Annotated in this window: 17 protein-coding genes; all 17 read right to left on the reverse strand. The window is 37.9% G+C overall.

What is annotated here, in order from left to right:
• Positions 1-72 precede the first annotated feature (72 nt).
• The gene (locus tag NST85_RS25795; RefSeq protein ID WP_341191170.1) at positions 73-1,461 is read right to left on the reverse strand and encodes a helix-turn-helix domain-containing protein; all 1,389 of its coding nucleotides are present in this window, start codon (positions 1,459-1,461) and stop codon (positions 73-75) included.
• A gap of 164 nt (positions 1,462-1,625) precedes the next feature.
• A complete protein-coding gene (locus NST85_RS25800; protein WP_341190768.1) occupies positions 1,626-2,513 on the reverse strand; it encodes a phosphatidylinositol-specific phospholipase C/glycerophosphodiester phosphodiesterase family protein in 888 nt (295 codons plus the stop codon).
• A gap of 86 nt (positions 2,514-2,599) precedes the next feature.
• Positions 2,600-4,006, reverse strand: coding sequence for an undecaprenyl-phosphate glucose phosphotransferase (locus NST85_RS25805; protein WP_341190769.1), 1,407 nt, complete (start codon positions 4,004-4,006; stop codon positions 2,600-2,602).
• Positions 4,003-4,929 (reverse strand): glycosyltransferase family 2 protein, encoded by a 927-nt coding sequence (locus tag NST85_RS25810; protein WP_341190770.1) that lies wholly within the window; start codon positions 4,927-4,929, stop codon positions 4,003-4,005. Before NST85_RS25810 ends, NST85_RS25805 begins: the two co-directional genes overlap by 4 nt.
• A gap of 108 nt (positions 4,930-5,037) precedes the next feature.
• Positions 5,038-5,985, reverse strand: coding sequence for a glycosyltransferase family 2 protein (locus NST85_RS25815; protein ID WP_341190771.1), 948 nt, complete (start codon positions 5,983-5,985; stop codon positions 5,038-5,040).
• A 103-nt stretch (positions 5,986-6,088) separates the two neighbouring features.
• Positions 6,089-6,961 (reverse strand): dTDP-4-dehydrorhamnose reductase, encoded by an 873-nt coding sequence (gene rfbD / locus NST85_RS25820; protein ID WP_341190772.1) that lies wholly within the window; start codon positions 6,959-6,961, stop codon positions 6,089-6,091.
• Positions 6,958-7,980 carry a dTDP-glucose 4,6-dehydratase gene (gene rfbB / locus NST85_RS25825; protein ID WP_341190773.1) on the reverse strand — a complete coding sequence of 341 codons (1,023 nt, stop codon included), beginning with the start codon at positions 7,978-7,980 and terminating at the stop codon, positions 6,958-6,960. The genes rfbD and rfbB overlap by 4 nt, the downstream gene beginning before the upstream one ends.
• 15 nt (positions 7,981-7,995) lie before the next feature.
• Positions 7,996-8,544 (reverse strand): dTDP-4-dehydrorhamnose 3,5-epimerase, encoded by a 549-nt coding sequence (rfbC, locus tag NST85_RS25830; RefSeq protein WP_341190774.1) that lies wholly within the window; start codon positions 8,542-8,544, stop codon positions 7,996-7,998.
• A gap of 22 nt (positions 8,545-8,566) precedes the next feature.
• Complete coding sequence (locus NST85_RS25835) at positions 8,567-9,310, reverse strand: sugar phosphate nucleotidyltransferase (RefSeq protein ID WP_341190775.1); 744 nt, start codon at positions 9,308-9,310, stop codon at positions 8,567-8,569.
• 21 nt (positions 9,311-9,331) lie between these two features.
• Positions 9,332-10,327: a glycosyltransferase gene (locus NST85_RS25840; protein ID WP_341190776.1), complete on the reverse strand. Its 996-nt coding sequence runs from the start codon at positions 10,325-10,327 to the stop codon at positions 9,332-9,334.
• Positions 10,320-11,273, reverse strand: a complete 954-nt coding sequence (locus NST85_RS25845; RefSeq protein ID WP_341190777.1) for an NAD-dependent epimerase/dehydratase family protein — start codon at positions 11,271-11,273, stop codon at positions 10,320-10,322. Before NST85_RS25845 ends, NST85_RS25840 begins: the two co-directional genes overlap by 8 nt.
• Before the next feature lie 16 nt (positions 11,274-11,289).
• A complete protein-coding gene (locus tag NST85_RS25850) occupies positions 11,290-13,056 on the reverse strand; it encodes a thiamine pyrophosphate-binding protein (protein ID WP_341190778.1) in 1,767 nt (588 codons plus the stop codon).
• A 15-nt stretch (positions 13,057-13,071) separates the two neighbouring features.
• Entirely contained in the window at positions 13,072-14,142 is a 1,071-nt protein-coding gene (gene rfbG, locus NST85_RS25855) for a CDP-glucose 4,6-dehydratase (RefSeq protein ID WP_341190779.1), read from the reverse strand.
• Positions 14,139-14,939, reverse strand: a complete 801-nt coding sequence (gene rfbF / locus NST85_RS25860; RefSeq protein ID WP_341190780.1) for a glucose-1-phosphate cytidylyltransferase — start codon at positions 14,937-14,939, stop codon at positions 14,139-14,141. The genes rfbG and rfbF overlap by 4 nt, the downstream gene beginning before the upstream one ends.
• Before the next feature lie 19 nt (positions 14,940-14,958).
• Positions 14,959-16,518 (reverse strand): lipopolysaccharide biosynthesis protein RfbH, encoded by a 1,560-nt coding sequence (gene rfbH, locus NST85_RS25865; RefSeq protein ID WP_341190781.1) that lies wholly within the window; start codon positions 16,516-16,518, stop codon positions 14,959-14,961.
• Positions 16,518-16,913 carry a GtrA family protein gene (locus NST85_RS25870; protein WP_341190782.1) on the reverse strand — a complete coding sequence of 132 codons (396 nt, stop codon included), beginning with the start codon at positions 16,911-16,913 and terminating at the stop codon, positions 16,518-16,520. The genes rfbH and NST85_RS25870 overlap by 1 nt, the downstream gene beginning before the upstream one ends.
• Before the next feature lie 31 nt (positions 16,914-16,944).
• Positions 16,945-18,834 carry a LamG domain-containing protein gene (locus tag NST85_RS25875; RefSeq protein WP_341190783.1) on the reverse strand — a complete coding sequence of 630 codons (1,890 nt, stop codon included), beginning with the start codon at positions 18,832-18,834 and terminating at the stop codon, positions 16,945-16,947.
• Positions 18,835-18,886: the final 52 nt, after the last annotated feature.

Consider the following 18,886-nt stretch of genomic DNA (forward strand, 5'->3'; position numbering starts at 1 on the left):
TAAAATCCAACGCCATGTATAAAAGGTTTGATTAGTGTGTCTGCAGAAGAAAGAATTATTACAATGAGAGAGCTAACTACTAATAATAAAACCATTTTTTTCATCATTACGTCGATACACCTCACTTATCAAATTTTGGTATTTCGCTAGAGCTTCAAAGGATGCTTCACACCTAAATCTCTCAAACAAACCAATACATCTGATGACACACCCTTCATCACTCATTATAGAAGAAGTTTCCATACTTTCCAACAAGAACTTGATGCCAACACTATATTGTTTTCTAGTTAAATAATATAGTGATAATTCAATAATAAAACGATTATACCGTTCTTCAGTCACTGAGCGAATATAGGTTTTAAAATTTCGCTCTTTCTGCCATTTAGAAATCACTTTCTCAAACCGCAAGAGAACGTCATCCACATCGAAACCATGAATATTAGCCGCTTGAAGTATCTTGAACAAAGCTGGGAGAACCTCATCTTCTTGATGTTCAATATACTCTACATACTCCTGCAGAACTTCAACTTTGCCTTTCATAAGCTGATATAGGTATGTATTTGCTATCGACCATACTTCAAATTTACTTTTTATCAGGTTCGCTTCCTCACTATTCTCTTCCACCCAGCTCATATCAGAATAAAGGGAAGCATAATATAATGCTTGATCATAGTCACCACGAGCCCCGTATGAACCCGTAAATAACACGTTAGGGAACGCAATATATACAAACAAAGGATTGGTGGGTTCTTTAAAGAAATCTTTTCTTCTATTCTCTCCATGTCTATAATTAAACAGAACGGTTGCTTTTTGCTCCATCTCTTTTGCAATTCCTTCAACTTTATTCCATTTTCGTATAGAAAAATATAAATTCGCCAAATCCTTTAAAGCATCCAATTGATTCACTTCATCAAGCCGATTTACAAAACTCTCAAATTGGACAGCGGCCTTTAAATTTATCTCCTGATCCTCGCACAGGGCAATTTTAAACAAACGATATTGGCAAAGAGCCAGTCGTTCAGAATGCTGATACTTTTCGCTTTCAGCTACACTTCCATAGAGAATCGCCGCAGCGGTATGTTTGTCTTGCTTAAATAAAGTTTCTGCTGTTTCGAATAAAACGGGAGCATAGGAGAGATTATCCATCATCATTCCTACCACCTGCTTGATGCAATCCAGCTTGTCCAATTCTGCACAACGAAATATTAGCGGACCTAATCGTCGCCAATTCGGAGCGGATTGATAGGAACACTCATCCACATATAGTTCATAGAAACTACCTTCAGCAAGCCCCATTCCTTCTGTAATGCGATCAAGCTGTTGCATTGCAATAGATCGATTTCCATTAATAATACTACTAATCGTTCCCGAATTTACTCCGGAAACTTCTGCAAACTGGTTAATGGTTATTCCGCTCTTCTTTAGATAGTTCTCCAGTTCAGCACGAATGGTCATCTGCATCAGCTCCAAATCCACCTTCCTCCATACTATCCAATTTTAGTAACTTCATATCATAATATAGGCTAATTCCCCGTCGGTCAATAACAAAGATCCGCACACCTACCCTTTGAGCCCAACAAAAAAGAACCTGCCATCGGCAAGGTTCTTTCTAACTTCGTTCTTCTTTATAATCCCAATAAATCAAGCCATTCGGAACGTGCTACGTCTTTCTCCGTTAGAAAATCGGTGTAAAAGCCGTAGGCTCCCATTCTTTTTAGCTTCATCATTAATTTAGGGTCATTCACCGTATGGACATAGGATGGAACTCCAAGATCATTCAGTGAAGAGATCAACTCTTTATTCGCCCGGGTATCCGACATCGTAACCGCTGTGATTCCCTTCTCCTTCACAAACTGTGTCACTTCTTCGTTCGTATCGTGAACCGTATAGAGTGTAAAAATAATGGATTCAAAGGGATGAATTCCTTGGAGTTGATCCCACATCGGCTGATTGTAAATTTGCGGTACAATTCGCTCAAGCAACGCTGGATCCTTTGCCTCCGCACTATCCACAATATCTCCAAAGATCTGGTCAATCTCTTCAGGCTTAATCTGCTTGGTATCGGTGACGATATACACATCAGGGTAAAATTCCATAAGGTCCAAAATTTCTTCCCAAGTCAATGGCTCGTATTGCCCCATGATTTTGGCCTCTTTGAATTCAGCGGTGGTAAAGACCCCATCATGACGTTCCGGCTCTAACTCATCCTGTTGGCCCATCATCGCCGTAAAGCTCTTTCCCCACTCATGACGAGCAATGAGATCATCATCCGCACTTAGGAGTAAGTCTACTTCGAAAATACGAAGTCCTTTTTCATAGTTAGCAACAAAAGCTTCATAGGTATTGGTATAGGCCTGTCCGTGAATGCCGCCCATGGCATGGGCAACCATTCGATGTGACTTGAAGCCTTCGGCTACAATATTATTCTTCGGTCTGATTATAGTAGCAATCCCCACAATTAATATTAAAATTACGGCCGCTACAATAGCGATGTATAGAGTTCTTTTTTTCATGGAGTTTCGACATTCCTTTTCTTTATATCCTAAGGCACGATAATCTATCAAAGCTCAAAACATGCAGAACCTAGGCCCGTAATATATTAATAGGCATTTTTATTTACAAAACCGTTAACTACTGTTTTAAAAATAATTTTGATATCAAATAGAATAGACCAATTTTCAATGTAAAAAATATCGTGATTAATTCGTTCCTCGATCGATGTATCCCCGCGTAGACCATTCGTTTGCGCCCATCCGGTAATTCCCGGTCTGACATGGTGCTTCACCATATACTTCGGCACTTCCTCACGGAATTGCTCGACATAATAAGGACGTTCAGGCCGCGGGCCAACCACACTCATGTGTCCAGCTAGAACATTAAAGAACTGTGGCAGTTCATCAAGACTCGTCTTACGAAGGAACACACCAAATTTCGTGCGCCGTGGATCATTCTCAGTCGTCCACCCCGTATCCATCGTTCCCTCAGGAAGCACCTTCATTGAGCGGAATTTATACATTTGAAAAGAACGTCGGTTGAGCCCCACTCGCTCTTGTTTGAAAAGAATTGGTCCTTGTGAGGTCAACTTCACTCCTATTGCAACCGCGAGCAACACCGGTGATGTGATACAAATAGCTACTAGGGAGAACACAATATCAAACAATCGCTTAGCCAACCGGTTACCTGATAGATCGAGCGGAATATCCCGCACATTAATCATTGGCATACCTGCGAAATTATCGAAATAAGGACGCGCTGGTAGATAGTCGAAAAAGTCGGGGATGATCAAGGTACGAACCCCTATTTTTTCACAAATAGAAATAATCTTAGAATATCTTGCATGCGCATCAAGTGGAAGTGCCAGTACAACCTCGTCGATCATCTTGTCTTTCAGAATCTCCTCAAGTTGATCTACAGCTCCGAGTACGGGCTTATACCTGCTTGATTCAATACTACCCAATTCCGGGTTATCATCGAGAAAACCGATAATCTCATATCCAAGCTCGGGGTATTGTCTCAAGTTGTCATGAAATCTACGACCAAGTGAACCTGCTCCAATAATGAGAACGAACTGTTTGTTGTAGCCTTTTTTGCGAAAATGCTTCAATGACATCTTCAAGAAATACCGGTACAGCAAGATCAGTATCAGATTAGCGACCATATACATAGCTAGATAATCACGTGAAATATCAACCTGCTTAAAGAAAAACATCAAGCTGAGCAATACGACTAAGCTCGTAAAATGAACTTGAATAATCTTTACCATTTCATCAGCAAAACGCTTCTTACGTTTCGGTGAATACAACAACATCATCGTTCCTAAAAAGACTGAAACGAAGCCATAAACCAAGCTCCAAAAGAAATAAGTCTCTGCAGGCAAAGGTGGGGTATGTTCGATCCATCCGCTCTCAAATTTCAGCCACCAGGCTAACAAGAAGGAGATTTGAATGAACGCAAAATCAGTAAGGACATATAATTGGGTCAAAAATCGCTGGTTTTTACGAATCATTGTTTCACCTCCATTTTGTTATCGGCTGGTTGAGCTCCCCTCGCTGGGGTGCTTCTGGCCATTGGAATAGCTAATTTATTCTTCAATAAGGATAATGTGAATTTCACGGAAATACCGGAATATACCGCTGTGTTCGTGATCCATGAATATTTACGTTTATAGTGTTTACGATGAAATACCCACATTGCCCGGTGGAATTCATAAATGATCTTGAGCGGTTTACGCCGACTACTCGCTCCTTTGTAGTGAACTATGTACGTAGCCGGATGATAATGAATCCCCCAACCTGCCTCTTTGATTCGGTAGCACCAATCGATATCTTCCCCATACATAAAGAAGGTTTCATCCAGTCCACCGACCTGCTGAATCGTTTCCCGCCGGACCATCATAAACGCACCAACTAGACAATCTATTGGGTAAGTCTCATTAGGGTCCATGTATCCCAGTTGATATTGATTGAACTTCGGATTGTCCGGGAAGAACTTGGAGAAACCGAAGGCATAGTAGAACGATGCTGATGGTGTTGGAAATCCTCGTCTGCACGCTTTGTCGAGCGAACCGTTAGGCAGAATTATTTTGCAACCCGAAGCACCAAGATCAGGATGTTCGTCCATATAAGACACCATCGTTTGGAGAGTATCAGGTTGTACGATCGTATCCGAATTCAAAAGCAGTACATACCGTCCCTTGGCTATCTCCATCGCCTGGTTGTTAGCTTTGGCAAAGCCGGTATTCTCGCGATTCGCAATCAGCGTAATTCCCGGGTACTCCTTACCAATAACCTCAACCGAGTCGTCAGACGATGCATTATCAACAACAATAACCTCATAATTAAAGACCGTCCTAGAATCAAATACCGATTGCAGACAGTCGAGCGTCAAGCGGCAAGTATTATAGTTGAGAATCAAGATACTCAAATCCATGTAGCAGACACTCCTGACAAATATAGTAATCTATCGACATTATAACATAATGTGATAGGGGAAGTGTTTGTTGTGGGAGTTATCCAACGAAGGTAGTCCCTTCGCATTTCATACTTTTCCCAATGTATAAATCACCTTTAAGATCAGATTGTCCATTGAAGATTGTCTATAAAATGGAGAACGGAGTATATATAGCAACCTTTGAATTCCATTTCTTTCGATGGAGTCCAGGAAATTCTGAATTGCGTTTTTGTCACTTAGTTCTAGCAAATGCTTGTAACAAGAATAGAATTCACGTGCCTGATTACTTATAATATAGTGATTTTGCCCCTTAGAAAACCGTTGAAATCTCTTCTTCCATTTTCCAACCCAGCTATCGGTGTTACCTCCTAGCACATTACTGCTATGTTGCCGATACTTAATAAAAGGTTTCTCATCAAAGACTACCTTTCCAAATGTAGAGATACATAAATAGCTCCACCAGTCATGCATAATTACATGATCCTGTTTCTTCGGAAGATGGGAGATAAGTAATCGTATTGACTCCTTGTTAAAGACTGTCGTACATCCAACTGCGACATTTTCTACTAAAGCATTATACATAGTTAGAGGCTTTCTGGGAGAAATAGGCCAAACGCTTAGTGGTAAAAGTTCAGCATCTACCATTTGGGTGGTTGAACAATACATTATCGGTACCGTTCTATTCTCTGCATTTAACAAAATCAGAGCTCGAAGCAACTTCTGTTTATCCCATACATCATCTTGATCACAGAATGCAAAATAATCACTGTCATCCTTATTTACATACGCTAATTCCATCAGCTCAAAGAAACTTCCCTTTGCGCCAATATTATCTGTGGGATAGTACTTAATAATTTCGGGATAACGTTGTACATAGTCCTCGATCATTGTTTGTGTTGAATCGGTAGAACCATCATCCCGAATATACAAGCTTAAACTTACTCCATCTTGTGCTAATAAGCTATCCAATTGTTCGCAGATATACCGTTCACCATTATATGTAGAAAGTAACACCAGTATTTTTTGTTTCTTCAAGGGTTCATACCTCCGATATCACATCTCATTAATTGAATTAATTCTTATTATAACAAAAAACCCTCGATCAATTAAGAAAAGATCGAGGGTTTCAATGACCTATCTATTTAGTCTTAGTCGCACTCCATTGCTGTAAGAACTCTTTAAGCCCTTCCCGCCAAGGACGTAGATCCTGAAAGCCATTCGTTCGGATGGATAGATGCTCCATGACTGAATTCGCTGGACGATGCGCTGGACGCGGGAATTCATCTGTCGAGCAAGGTACTGGCTCGGCGATAATGCTGATTCCTAACTGCCGAGCCTCTTCAAAGATAGCCTGTGTAAACTCATACCACGTACATGAGCCACTGTTGGATACATGGTAAATACCATACTTTTCAGTATGCATAAGCTCAAATAAGAAGTTGGCCAGATCAACCGAATAAGTTGGAGAACCCTTCTGGTCATTTACAACTTTTAGAGAAGGCTGCTCTTGACCTAGACGCAGCATCGTTTTGACAAAGTTATTGCCTTGAACACCATATAACCAAGACGTCCTAACAATAAAATAACGTGAAGATAGGCTCTGGACTAAAACCTCTCCAGCACGTTTGGACTTTCCATAGATGGTCTGAGGATTCGTATTATCATACTCTTGATACGGTTCAGTACCAGTGCCATCAAATACATAATCCGTACTGATATAGATCAATTTCGCGCCATTACTCTCAGCGGCTACAGTAATGTTTCTAGTGCCCACTGCATTCACAGCGTACGCTCCATCTATATCTGTCTCAGCCACATCAACCGCTGTATATGCCGCACAATGGATAATTACATCCGGTTCATATTGACCGATCACTTGCCTACATTGATCCAAATCAGTAATATCCATCTCATTCCGGTCACACTCAAGCACATCATGACCATTGTTACGTAGTATAGTGACTACGTCACTCCCTAATTGTCCGGCTGCTCCAGTCACAAGTGCTTTCATAGTGAATTTCCAAGTCGCTCTCCATATTGTTGGAGCTGATATTGTTGGTATTCACCCGATTGAATACGAGTCCACCAATCTTTATTATCCAAGTACCACTTAATTGTCTCTTTGATTCCCGTTTCGAAATTATGCTTAGGCTTCCACCCTAGCTCTTGCGTTAGCTTCGTTGGATCGATTCCATAGCGACGGTCATGGCCTAAGCGATCCTCTACAAATGTGATTAAAGACTCTGGTTTGTTCAACTCTTGTAGAATGGTCTTCACAATATGGAGATTCGTCCGCTCATTGTTACCACCAATATTGTACACTTCACCTACACGTCCTTGATGAATGACAAGGTCAATCGCACTACAATGATCTTCTACATATAGCCAATCACGAATATTCAACCCATCACCATACACGGGTAAGGCTTGATCGCTCAATGCCCGAGAAATAATTAATGGAATTAACTTCTCCGGGAATTGATATGGCCCATAGTTGTTAGAGCAACGAGTAATGTTCACTGGCAATCCAAACGTTTCATGATAGGCACGAACCAACAGATCGCCACCTGCCTTACTAGCGGAATAAGGACTATTCGGCTCTAAAGGCGTACTCTCCATGAAGAGCCCCGTCTCACCTAGCGAACCATACACTTCATCCGTAGATACCTGTACAAACTTTGTCACGCCATACTTCTTAGCAGCATCGAGCAACACCTGTGTCCCTAGTACATTTGTCTTCACAAATACTCCTGGATCCAAAATACTCCGGTCTACATGCGACTCTGCTGCAAAGTTAACAACTACATCGACACCTAGGCTGATCAACTCATCCATCAACTTTGCATCAGTAATATCTGCTTTCACAAAGGAGTAATTAGGATGACTCTCGATTGACTTAAGATTCTCTAGATTTCCTGCATATGTCATGGCATCTACATTTACAATTTGATAATCTGGATGCTGCTGCAACATATATATGATGAAATTACTACCTATAAATCCGGCACCGCCGGTAACTAGAAGCTTCATTTGAAAATATTCCTCCTACTCAAAGTTCAGTTCTGCATCTTTCAGCAGTGGATGACGTTGATCTTTGTCCGAAAGAATCGGACTTGATATCGGCCAATCAATCCCCAAAGCAGGATCATTCCATAGTATGCCACGGTCGTTCTCCGGTGAATAGTATTCGTCCACCTTGTAGAAAACTTGGGTGTTTGGCACCAACGTGCAGAAGCCATGGGCAAAGCCTTTCGGCACAAGAAGTTGACGGTGGTTATGTTCACTCAAGATGACTCCTACCCAATGGCCAAAGGTCGGTGATTTGCGACGAATATCAACGATGACGTCGTAGATTGCGCCGGAGAGCACACGGATTAGCTTGGTTTGAGCCTTGGGATTGAGTTGGTAGTGCAGACCCCGTAGAACACCGGGTTCTGCAGAAAGGGATTGGTTGTCTTGAATAAAGTCATTACTAATTCTATGTTGCTGCAATATAGCACCATTATAACTTTCCATGAAATAACCACGACTATCTCCATGAACAATTGGCTCTACTAGAGCCGCACCTTGTAACTTAAGAGGAGTGACTTTCATAACTTAGGGTTCCTCCTTATATTTATAATTTTAATTTTCCAAATGCCTCTCCAAATACTAATTCCTGAGACAATTCATTAGCTCGTGCTAGTGAAGAGTGTGTCCCTGCATCCGTCCACCAACCTTGAAGAACATCAAATGTAAGCTCATTACGATTAATATATGCATTATTGACATCTGTGATTTCCAGTTCGCCTCGGTTAGATGGTTTTAATGTCTTAACAATATCAAATACCTTATGATCAAACATATAAATCCCTGTTACTGCGTAACTAGACTTAGGTTGTTCTGGCTTTTCTTCGATAGAAACAATTCGGTCTCCTTGAAGTTCAGGCACACCAAAGCGTTTTGGATCTTGAACCTCCTGGATTAAGATCTTAGCTCCTGACTGTTGTTGTTGGAAGTTTTGTACGTAAGGAGAAATATCATCCTCAAATACATTGTCCCCCAAAATAACGACCATTTGGTCATCACCAACAAACTGCTCAGCTAGATCAAGTGCTTGCGCTATACCTCCTGCTTCATCTTGCACTTTATAGGTAAAGGAAACCCCCATATCTCTACCACTACCAAGTAGGTTAACTACATCCCCCATATGTTCTTTACCAGTGACAATGAGAACATCGTTAATACCAGCTTGCTTAAGTTTATAGACAGAGTGAAAAATCATTGGATACTTACCTACAGGAAGAAGATGCTTATTGGTAACTTTGGTTAAAGGATAAAGGCGTGAGCCTGTACCGCCTGCTAGGATTATGCCTTTCATATATATATGTCTCCTTACCAATTAAATTTGATTACTATACACATGATGACTTTCAATTTCGGATGAGCCTGAGTTCTTAGTTGATATCCTAAAATTAATCCGTTCCTTCTCAACAACTAGCGGCCTCTTTAGAATCTGAGTATGTATAGACCCTATATACTCTCCGATAATTCCAATAAAAAACAATTGTACTGAAGAAAATAGAAAAAGCCCTATAATTAGTGGCGCTGTTCCTAATAAAAATGAGTTCCAAAAGATTAGTTTTGCCACTAAATATCCTAACGCTACTAGTAGACTAAGTGCTGACATCAAGAATCCCAGCATAGCTGCTAGTCTTAACGGAATTTTAGAATGGTTAGTAATACCAAGCATGGCCATGTCATATAGAGTATAAAAATTATTTTTGGTGATTCCTCTTTTTCTTACAGGCTGTACATACTCTATCTTGTAGCTTTCAAAACCAATATCAGATATTAGGCCCCTGAAATAGGGATAAGGATCATTAATCTCTTTGAGAATCTCTATTATTTGTTTATCGTATAAACCAAATCCTGTATTATTCTTTGTTAGTTCGATGTCCGAGACTCGATTTATAAAATTATAATACATCTTTCGAATTGCAAACATAGCAGGACTCTCATGACTTTGCGTTTTAACTCCTAAAACAACTTTATAGCCCTCTTCCCACTTTTCAATAAAATCTTTAATCATGCCTGGTGGGTCTTGTAAGTCTGCGACTATTAGAATGACGGCATCGCCTTCCGCCTGAAGCAGAGCATGGTAAGGAGAACGAATATGTCCAAAGTTCCTAGAATTAACTATTATCTTAACATTCAAATCTCTAGCTGCAATTCCTTTTAATATAGAAACAGTGTTGTCCTTTGAAGCATTGTCTATAAAAATGTGTTCATATTCATATTTCCCTAAGTCCTCTATTACATCTTTCACTTGTCTATATAGTTCTGCAACATTCTCTTCCTCGTTATAACAAGGAGTGACGATACTAATTTTACTCATTTGACTTCCTCATTTTCAATGAATTATATCCATCAGCTACACTTTGAAGCGAATTATACTTTGGTGAATATCCGATCATTTGAGCATTTCTATTTAAGGAATAATAATTACTTTTTGAACCCGTTACAGAGTGAACTTTTTCATTAGCCTTGATATCAATCTTTAGTCCGTGATTTGATATAAAAAAATCCAAAAGTTCAAATTTAGAAATAGGCTTACGAGAATAAACGTCAAAGACTTCATTAATTACATGTTTGTCTATGCATAACTCGACCAAGTTCACTAAATCTTTTGGATGAACATAGTCACGAATTATCTCATCCGAAGAAGTCTCCAGAATTTTTCCAGTCATCAAACATTGGATAATATCAGTTAACAAAAATCTAGATTGTAGATCGATATGACAACTAAAGAAGCTGAACACACGTAGATCCACAATGTGATTTTTAGACAAACTACGATGTTTAGCCTCCATGTTTAACTTACTTATTCCATAGTAGTCCTTTATTGTTAAATTATTCACGTCTACATTAGACCACTTCAAATTTGAAGCTGGTTCCGAGAAATCAGTCCCATACGCTGCTCCACTACTTAAATTAATGTACAATGTTTCATTAGAATTCTGTAAGTAACTCAGCACTAAATTATCATACTCTTCAGTAACCTGAAACACTCTAAATGGGTTTTTCAATAATTCATCGGGATCACCCATACCAACACAATTAATAATAACATCATAATTGAAGTGGTTTAACTCGGTAAAATCTACTAACTTAACACTATTTAATATGTTAAATTCCACTAAGAAAGAAACCACTTTGCTCCTAGTTCTAGCAAATAGATGAAGCTCAAATTGACTGCTATTACATAATCCTAAGATTAAATTCTTGGCTATATGCCCTGTAGCTCCCAATAATGCTATCTTTTTCACGGAACTATTCAACATGATACTATAGCTCCTTTTATTTAGGGATTTCCATTTCTTCTACAAGATCAATCAACATATCTTTTTTTAATTCATCGCGCTCTAAGAATGGAAACATATCCTCAATAGGTCTATTAACAACTAATTTAGGATGTACTTCAGTATTTTTTTCTAATTTAACTTCTAAAAATGCTGGTCCACTGGTGTTCAAAAATTCATCTAGCTGATCTGCATCATCCATAGAACCCATTTGGAAAGACGGTATCTCATATGCATTGAAAATATTAATAAAAGATGGATTCTTATTAACCGTAGATTGTTGTCTTCCATCCATATATAAATCTTGAAATTGTCTAACCATACCTAAAGAACTATTGTTTAAGATAACGATCTTAATAGGTAAATTAAATCTAGTTATAGTGTCCAATTCTTGTATGTTCAATTGAATCCCACCATCACCTGCAATAACTAATACATCTTTGTCTGAGGCTAAGGCAGCACCAATCGCTGCTGGTAATGCAAATCCCATTGCACCCATTCCGCCTGAATTTAATAGTCTTTGATTCTCAGAAAGTTGGAATGATTGAGATGCCCACATTTGATGTTGTCCTACATCTAGACATATAGTTCCGATCTGTTCACTTTTAGATGAAAGCAATTGTATAAACCGATTAGGTTCTATTTCCTTGTTAATCGGAGTAAAGGAATAGGTAGGGTATTTTTCTCTGAGGTTACTAATGGTTCCGAACCACTCAGTAATATCCGTCCTCACGTAGTTTTCTAACCTTGTATTCATCTCCGTCAAGAAGCCCTTTAAGTCTGATTGAATTAAAATATCCGCTTGAACTTTACTATTAAGCTCCAGCGCATCAATATCAACATGGATTTTTTTTGCAGCTCTAGCGAATGTGTCCGGTCTGGTTCCCGTTTGTCTACTATCCAATCTTGAGCCCAATATTATAAGCAAATCACAATTTGCTAACGTCATATTACTGTACCTATTGCCATAGGAACCAATCAATCCGCAGTATTGAGGATTATGATGAGATATTACATCTAAGCCCATTAAGGAGCTAACAATTGGAACTCCTGTTTTATTTAGAAAACCATTGAGTTCCTCAACGGCATTTCCAACCCTAATACCACCACCTGCCAAGACTAACGGTCTTTCTGCCTTCTCCAACAAATGAATAATATTATCATACTTTTCTTCTTCAATACTGTAACTATTTACGCTATCTAAGTACTCTGAGCTATCAAAGTAACTTTCCAAATTATCTACGTCAATGTCTGCTCGTTGTATATTCATAGGAATATCTAGAAGGACAGGACCTGGACGTCCTGTTTGTGCTAGATAAATGGCTTTCTCCAAGTGATATCTAATCTTCGTAGGATCTGTAACTAATTCTGCATATTTGGTCAAAGACTTAGCCACGCTTATTATATCCGTCTCTTGGAACCCTATTTGTCGAATAGGTCTATCAAACTTATATTCATAGGTATTTACCTGTCCAGTAATAAATAGACAGGGTACCGAATCAAAATAACAACTCCCAATACCCGTAACTAAATTCAATGCTCCTGGTCCACTGGTAGCCATAGCTACACCAAGTTTCCCGTTCATTCTTGCATATGCTTCAGCTGCAAATGCTCCCGCCTGTTCATGTCGAACAGATATACATTCAATATCATCCCTATAGGAGATAGAATCTAATAGATGAACAATTGCTCCACCTATAAACTCAAATACATGAGAGACGCCTTCTTCTTTTATACAATTTATAACATAATCGGAAAGCTTCATTTTGCAATCTCCTAACTACGCAGTTTGATATTGATCGATTTGTTTAAGACACAATTCTCTTAAATCCTCATGTTTTTGGAAAGCCATAGTAAATTCAATAATCTTATCTATAGCCTGTTCAAGATTCCATCTGGGGTGCCAGTTCAACTCATTTCCGGCCTTCGAACAATCAAGCTTTAGATATTGAGCTTCATGTGGTTGTGGATCTTTATCTATTTCATAATCCACTCCTGCGCCCCACTTTAGGCACATTGTTCTCACAATCCATTCAACAGGTTTAGCATCTTCATCATGGGGTCCGAAGTTCCAAGCACTAGCATATTGTAATCCAGACTCATAAAGTCTCTGTGCTAGAAGCAGGTAACCTCCTAATGGTTCCAGTACATGCTGCCATGGCCTAATTGAATAAGGATTTCTAAGTTTTATCAATTCTCCAGATAATATTGATCTAATACAGTCAGGTATAAGACGATCTGCTGCCCAGTCGCCACCCCCTATGACATTACCCGCTCTAGCTGAAGCAACTGCCACGGTCCTTCCATCATTTGTTCCATTAAAGAAAGAATTCCGATAGGCACTTGTAACCAGTTCTGAACACGCTTTACTACTTGAGTATGGGTCATATCCACCAAGTGGTTCGTTTTCTCTGTAACCCCAAACCCATTCCTTATTATCATAACATTTGTCAGTCGTGACATTAACAACAGCTACAACACTTTCACATTGTCTCACAGCTTCAAAAAGGTTTGCTGTACCCATTACGTTTATTGAATAGGTCTCAATAGGGTTCTTATAAGATTCTCTCACAAGAGGTTGGGCCGCCATATGAATAACAATTTCAGGTTGTGATTCCAGCATGGCTGCTTCGACTGTTTCCTTATCCCTAATATCAGCTATAATACTTTTATGAATTAAATCCTCAATTTCACAAAGTTCATACAGGTTAGGTTGAGTAGTAGGTTCAAGAGAGTAACCCGTCACTTTGGCCCCCATGGAAGATAACCACAAACAGAGCCAAGAACCTTTAAAACCAGTATGTCCAGTTAAAAAGATCCTCTTATCTTTCCAAAATGACTTCTCTATCATTTGATTATCACCGATTCTCTACTATCCCAAGTCTTCCAAGGAGCCTCTCCGGATTTCCAAAGTTCTTCTAAATGATTCTTATCTCTTAATGTGTCCATAGGCTGCCAAAATCCTTCGTGCCTGTGGCACATTAATTCGCCATCTCTTGCTAAACCCTCCAGTGGATCCTTCTCAAATATCGTACTATCATCAGAGATATAGTTGAAAACTTCGGGTTGTAAAACAAAGAAACCAGCATTAATCCAAGAACCATCGCCTTTAGGCTTCTCTTGAAAACCCATAACCTCATTACTTGGTGTAATATCCAATGCCCCAAATCTACCATTTGGTTGTACAGTTGTAACCGTAGCAAGTCTTCCGTGGAGTTTATGATTACTAACAAGCTCTGCTATATTGACATCAGAAACACCATCGCCATAAGTCATCATAAATGGTTCATCGCCTACATAATGCTGAATCCGTTTCACTCTACCACCGGTCATAGTTTCTATTCCTGTATTAACCAATGTCACCTTCCATGGCTCAGCAGTATGATGATGCGTCACAAGTTGATTCTCATTTTGAAAGTCAAATGTCACATCAGATTCATGAAGAAAATAGTGAGCAAAATACTCCTTAATAAAAAATCCTTTATAACCTAAACAAATGATAAAATCATTAAATCCATAATGAGAATATTGCTTCATAATGTGCCAAAGAATCGGTCGCTGTCCAATTTCAATCATTGGCTTAGGTCTAAGGTGTGATTCCTCACTAATTCTAGTTCCATAACCACCTGCAAGAATAACTACTTTCATGTATGAACCTCCTAGTTAACTATTTTGAAAGAACAAATCCTCTGATTTTTTCAATTACATAATCAATCATTTCATTTGTTAGCCCTGGGTATACACCAACTAAGAAGGTATCATGTAGGATCTTGTCTGTATTAGTCAGGTCTCCGTGAATCCGATAATTCACATCCTGGTATGCAGGTTGTCTAATTAGATTTCCTGCAAAGAGCATACGAGTTTGAATGCGGTTTGCTTCAAGGAAACTAACAATCTCATTCTTAGTAAATTTAACATCGTCACGTACCGTTAATATAAAGCCAAACCAACTTGGATCTGAATTAACTGTTGCTCTTGGCAAAATAAAGTATTGATCTAAATCTTTTAACCCTTGATATAAACGGTTGAAGTTATCCCTTCTAGCTTGAGCAAACGCAGGTACTTTCTTTAATTGCTCAACGCCGACAGCCGCTTGCATATCAGTAACTCTTAAATTGTATCCTATATGTGAATAGGTATATTTGTGGTCATATCCATACGGTAAAGAGCCTAGCTCCCATCCAAAACGTTTATTACATGTATTGTCGCAACCTGACGGACACCAGCAATCTCTACCCCAGTCGCGGAATGATTCAACTATCGATTTTAACAGAGCATTATTGGTATATACAGCTCCACCTTCACCCATAGTCATGTGATGAGGAGGATAAAAACTAGAAGTCCCGATATGCCCATGGGTACCTGTTAATTGTCCATTGAAGGTTGAACCTAACGCATCACAGTTGTCTTCAATTAACCATAGGTTATATTTATTAGCGATAGCCAATACCTTGTCTAACTCAAAAGGATTACCCATCGTGTGAGCAACCATAATAGCTTTGGTCTTTGGTGTGATCGCTTCCTCAATACGATCTGCCATAATATTATATGTACCTAGCTCAACATCAATAAAGACCGGTACAGCACCATTCTGAATGATTGGAGCAACAGTTGTAGGAAATCCTGCTGCTACCGTAATCACTTCATCCCCAGGCATAACCCGTCTCTCTTTCAACTTAGGAGAAGTTAGTGCAGAGAAAGCCAATAAGTTAGCAGATGACCCTGAGTTCGTTAACAGCGCATATCTTACTCCTAAATACTCTGCATAATCCTTCTCAAACTGCTTATGATATCGACCTGCCGTTAGCCAAAAGTCTAAAGATGAGTCCACCAGATTTCTCATCTCTCTTTCATCAAATACACGCCCCCCGTAAACAATAGAGGAACTATCCTTGTCGAAATTTTTATTTCTATCTGAATAAACTAATTCATAATAGTTTTCAACTTTCGACAAGATATCTAATCTCATAATTTTCTCATATTCAACCTTGTTAATTTCAGTAAAAAAACTAACGTTATCTGGAGATAAACTCAATTTTTCACGGATATCTAAATACAATGGTATCTTTAAATTCAAATGATTAATTTCGAAGTTATATCTATCTGAAAATGTTTCAGGCTTGTTACTAGATAGTGCATACACTTGAATTAGATTCGCTTCCGTACCGCAGATCAACGCATATTCTTGTGTTTCTTCTATTACAACAATATTACCTTGCTTTAACATTACTTCACTCCTAATGATTTTTTGGAAGTTCTAAAACTCCAGTATTTATGACCGAAAAAGCTAACTAAAGTAGTTAAGAAAAGAGCAATCGCTTGAGCAACTAATTTATTCATCTCTATTGTATCAACTAATATAGCCAGTAGAAACAAATTAACAAAAAAAGTTACAACATATACCGACATGAATTTCACAGCACTTCTTGCATTATACTTTTTTTGTTGAAAAGTCCATCTATTATTCCAGAGATAACTATGGGCAACACCAATAATGTGTGAAGTAATAAGCGCTTGTAAGTAATTGTTGTGAATGAAATGAATAAATGCAGCGTACACAAGGAAACCAACAACAGTATTTAATACGCCTACTATAATGAACTTAATCGATTGATTCTTCATAAATCACCAAACTTCTTATTTATTAATAATTTTAATCTAGCAAGTGTTCTAGCATACCCTTCCAATTATCTAGTATATCTTGATCTGACAAGATACCATCACTTATTTTTACTTCTCTAATAGTACCGTTAAATTCTCGATCGTTACCTGCCCAATTACCTATTGAGAGTGGTATCTCGCTATTTTTGAAATGATCAAGTATCGAATCGTTTGCCTCTTCAATAAACTGACCATTCTTAAAAATTTTAACACTCCCTATATTAAATACAACGGCAAGGTAATTCCATTCTCCTGGTTCTAATGGGAAACTCAATGGGGAAGACCACTGAAGTCCATCACCATAGTTAAAGGAATATACATTTGGATTATCGATTTCCTGGTGAATTACAAAGCCTTGAAATCCGTTTCCTGGATGATTTCCAATAATGGAGGCGTATGGACTTTGGGTTTTATTTGGATTTAATAGAACTTCAATAGAAAACTTTTGATCTAGATCGATTGAAGGTAAATACTCCTTAAATCCAACAAACTGGTTACTTATAGAATCCACCGCAAACAGATCATTATAAAAAACATAGTGCTGCTTGCTCTTAGAATTAGGTAACAAAGTTGTATTTTTAAATGGTAAATTATCAGACTTTCGACTTAACATCAACACATTGTTATAATCACTTGTGCTTACAATCTTAAAGTTATCGAACAACAAACTTATCACCTTTATATTTGCCTTATAATTTTGTTGTACGTTACTTAAAAAATTTTTATCTAAGAATATCTTTTGCAAAGAACTGTTCACTATAGCTTCATTAATTTTATCGTATTCTTTATTCAAAAATATTTCTGACATCCCAGGAATATTAATTTGAGCAGTAGTTTTTGAATATAGATAATCTACTCCTGAATGATACGATAATATTAAGGTTTCTTCACCTTCTTTTGTATTTTCTCTAATAAAGTCAATACCGGATGTAATGGGAGTCTCCTTTTTCCCGTATGTCGATGACCAACGATTTTCTAATAATTGATATATTGTAATGCTACCTTTTGAGAGACTAAATATTGAAGAAGCCATAAATAAAATTAGAGTTAACAACACGCAAATTTGCAACCAGTTTTTATTTTCTCCCTTAACAATCTTTTTTTCAACTTTACAGTATAGCATGTAGACAAATATTACCAGTAACATCAATGCAGGATACCATACAAGTGTTAAAACGTGATTATGACTTCTACCTTGATAATAACTTAACAATCCTACACCAAGTATAGATAAAAGAAAGATCATCCTTACTAATAACGTGTTCTCTTTTTTAAGTACAGCGTTCAATGAAACGACGAGTCCAATAATATATACTAGTACAACTAGATTCCAAGGATGAATTAAATCCATAGGTAACATGAAAAATCCATAGCCATAAAAATAGATTTGATAATTAAAGAACTCAAATAAATTAGGGATAGTTCCTGATCTAAAATAAATATAGAAAAGAAATAGTACTAGAACAACAATAAGCGCACTTATTGAAACTAATATATGTATAAGACTTTTCCTAACGAATAAGAGGCCATCTTTCCAATTAAAGCATTCATCAAATATCTGCACCAATATCCAAGTTAAAAAGACAATTAAGCCTGTATCTAAATTCCACAATACAGAAATACAGGATAGCAATGTAACAAGATAATATCTCAAAGAGCTTTTATTTTCAAAATATTTTAGGGATCCATATATTATTAAAGTAGGAAACAGTGTTCTTATTGGAAAATACTGAAAATAAGGATCAGGGTTTACAAGTTTGAAATGTACATAACCATAAAATAAGACAAAAGAAAATGCTATTACAGAGAAAACTTTATTAATAATTAATTTATCTAGAACCTTATATAAAAAATATAATGACAGTGATATTAGAAGGCTCATTACAAACGTGAAAGGGAGCGTCAAGAATTTTGTGTAAATGAAAATATACCTC

The sequence above is a fragment of the Paenibacillus sp. FSL K6-2524 genome (assembly GCF_038005525.1).
Classification (GTDB): domain Bacteria; phylum Bacillota; class Bacilli; order Paenibacillales; family Paenibacillaceae; genus Fontibacillus; species Fontibacillus anaericanus.

Coding starts and splice junctions, on each gene's coding strand:
- NST85_RS25795 (WP_341191170.1), bottom strand. CDS start 1,461: ATGCAGATGACCATTCGTGCTGAACTGGAGAACTATCTAAAGAAGAGC.
- NST85_RS25800 (WP_341190768.1), bottom strand. CDS start 2,513: ATGAAAAAAAGAACTCTATACATCGCTATTGTAGCGGCCGTAATTTTA.
- NST85_RS25805 (WP_341190769.1), bottom strand. CDS start 4,006: ATGATTCGTAAAAACCAGCGATTTTTGACCCAATTATATGTCCTTACT.
- NST85_RS25810 (WP_341190770.1), bottom strand. CDS start 4,929: ATGGATTTGAGTATCTTGATTCTCAACTATAATACTTGCCGCTTGACG.
- rfbD (WP_341190772.1), bottom strand. CDS start 6,961: ATGAAAGCACTTGTGACTGGAGCAGCCGGACAATTAGGGAGTGACGTA.
- rfbB (WP_341190773.1), bottom strand. CDS start 7,980: ATGAAGCTTCTAGTTACCGGCGGTGCCGGATTTATAGGTAGTAATTTC.
- rfbC (WP_341190774.1), bottom strand. CDS start 8,544: ATGAAAGTCACTCCTCTTAAGTTACAAGGTGCGGCTCTAGTAGAGCCA.
- NST85_RS25835 (WP_341190775.1), bottom strand. CDS start 9,310: ATGAAAGGCATAATCCTAGCAGGCGGTACAGGCTCACGCCTTTATCCT.
- NST85_RS25840 (WP_341190776.1), bottom strand. CDS start 10,327: ATGAGTAAAATTAGTATCGTCACTCCTTGTTATAACGAGGAAGAGAAT.
- NST85_RS25845 (WP_341190777.1), bottom strand. CDS start 11,273: ATGTTGAATAGTTCCGTGAAAAAGATAGCATTATTGGGAGCTACAGGG.
- NST85_RS25850 (WP_341190778.1), bottom strand. CDS start 13,056: ATGAAGCTTTCCGATTATGTTATAAATTGTATAAAAGAAGAAGGCGTC.
- rfbG (WP_341190779.1), bottom strand. CDS start 14,142: ATGATAGAGAAGTCATTTTGGAAAGATAAGAGGATCTTTTTAACTGGA.
- rfbF (WP_341190780.1), bottom strand. CDS start 14,939: ATGAAAGTAGTTATTCTTGCAGGTGGTTATGGAACTAGAATTAGTGAG.
- rfbH (WP_341190781.1), bottom strand. CDS start 16,518: ATGTTAAAGCAAGGTAATATTGTTGTAATAGAAGAAACACAAGAATAT.
- NST85_RS25870 (WP_341190782.1), bottom strand. CDS start 16,913: ATGAAGAATCAATCGATTAAGTTCATTATAGTAGGCGTATTAAATACT.
- NST85_RS25875 (WP_341190783.1), bottom strand. CDS start 18,834: ATGAGCCTTCTAATATCACTGTCATTATATTTTTTATATAAGGTTCTA.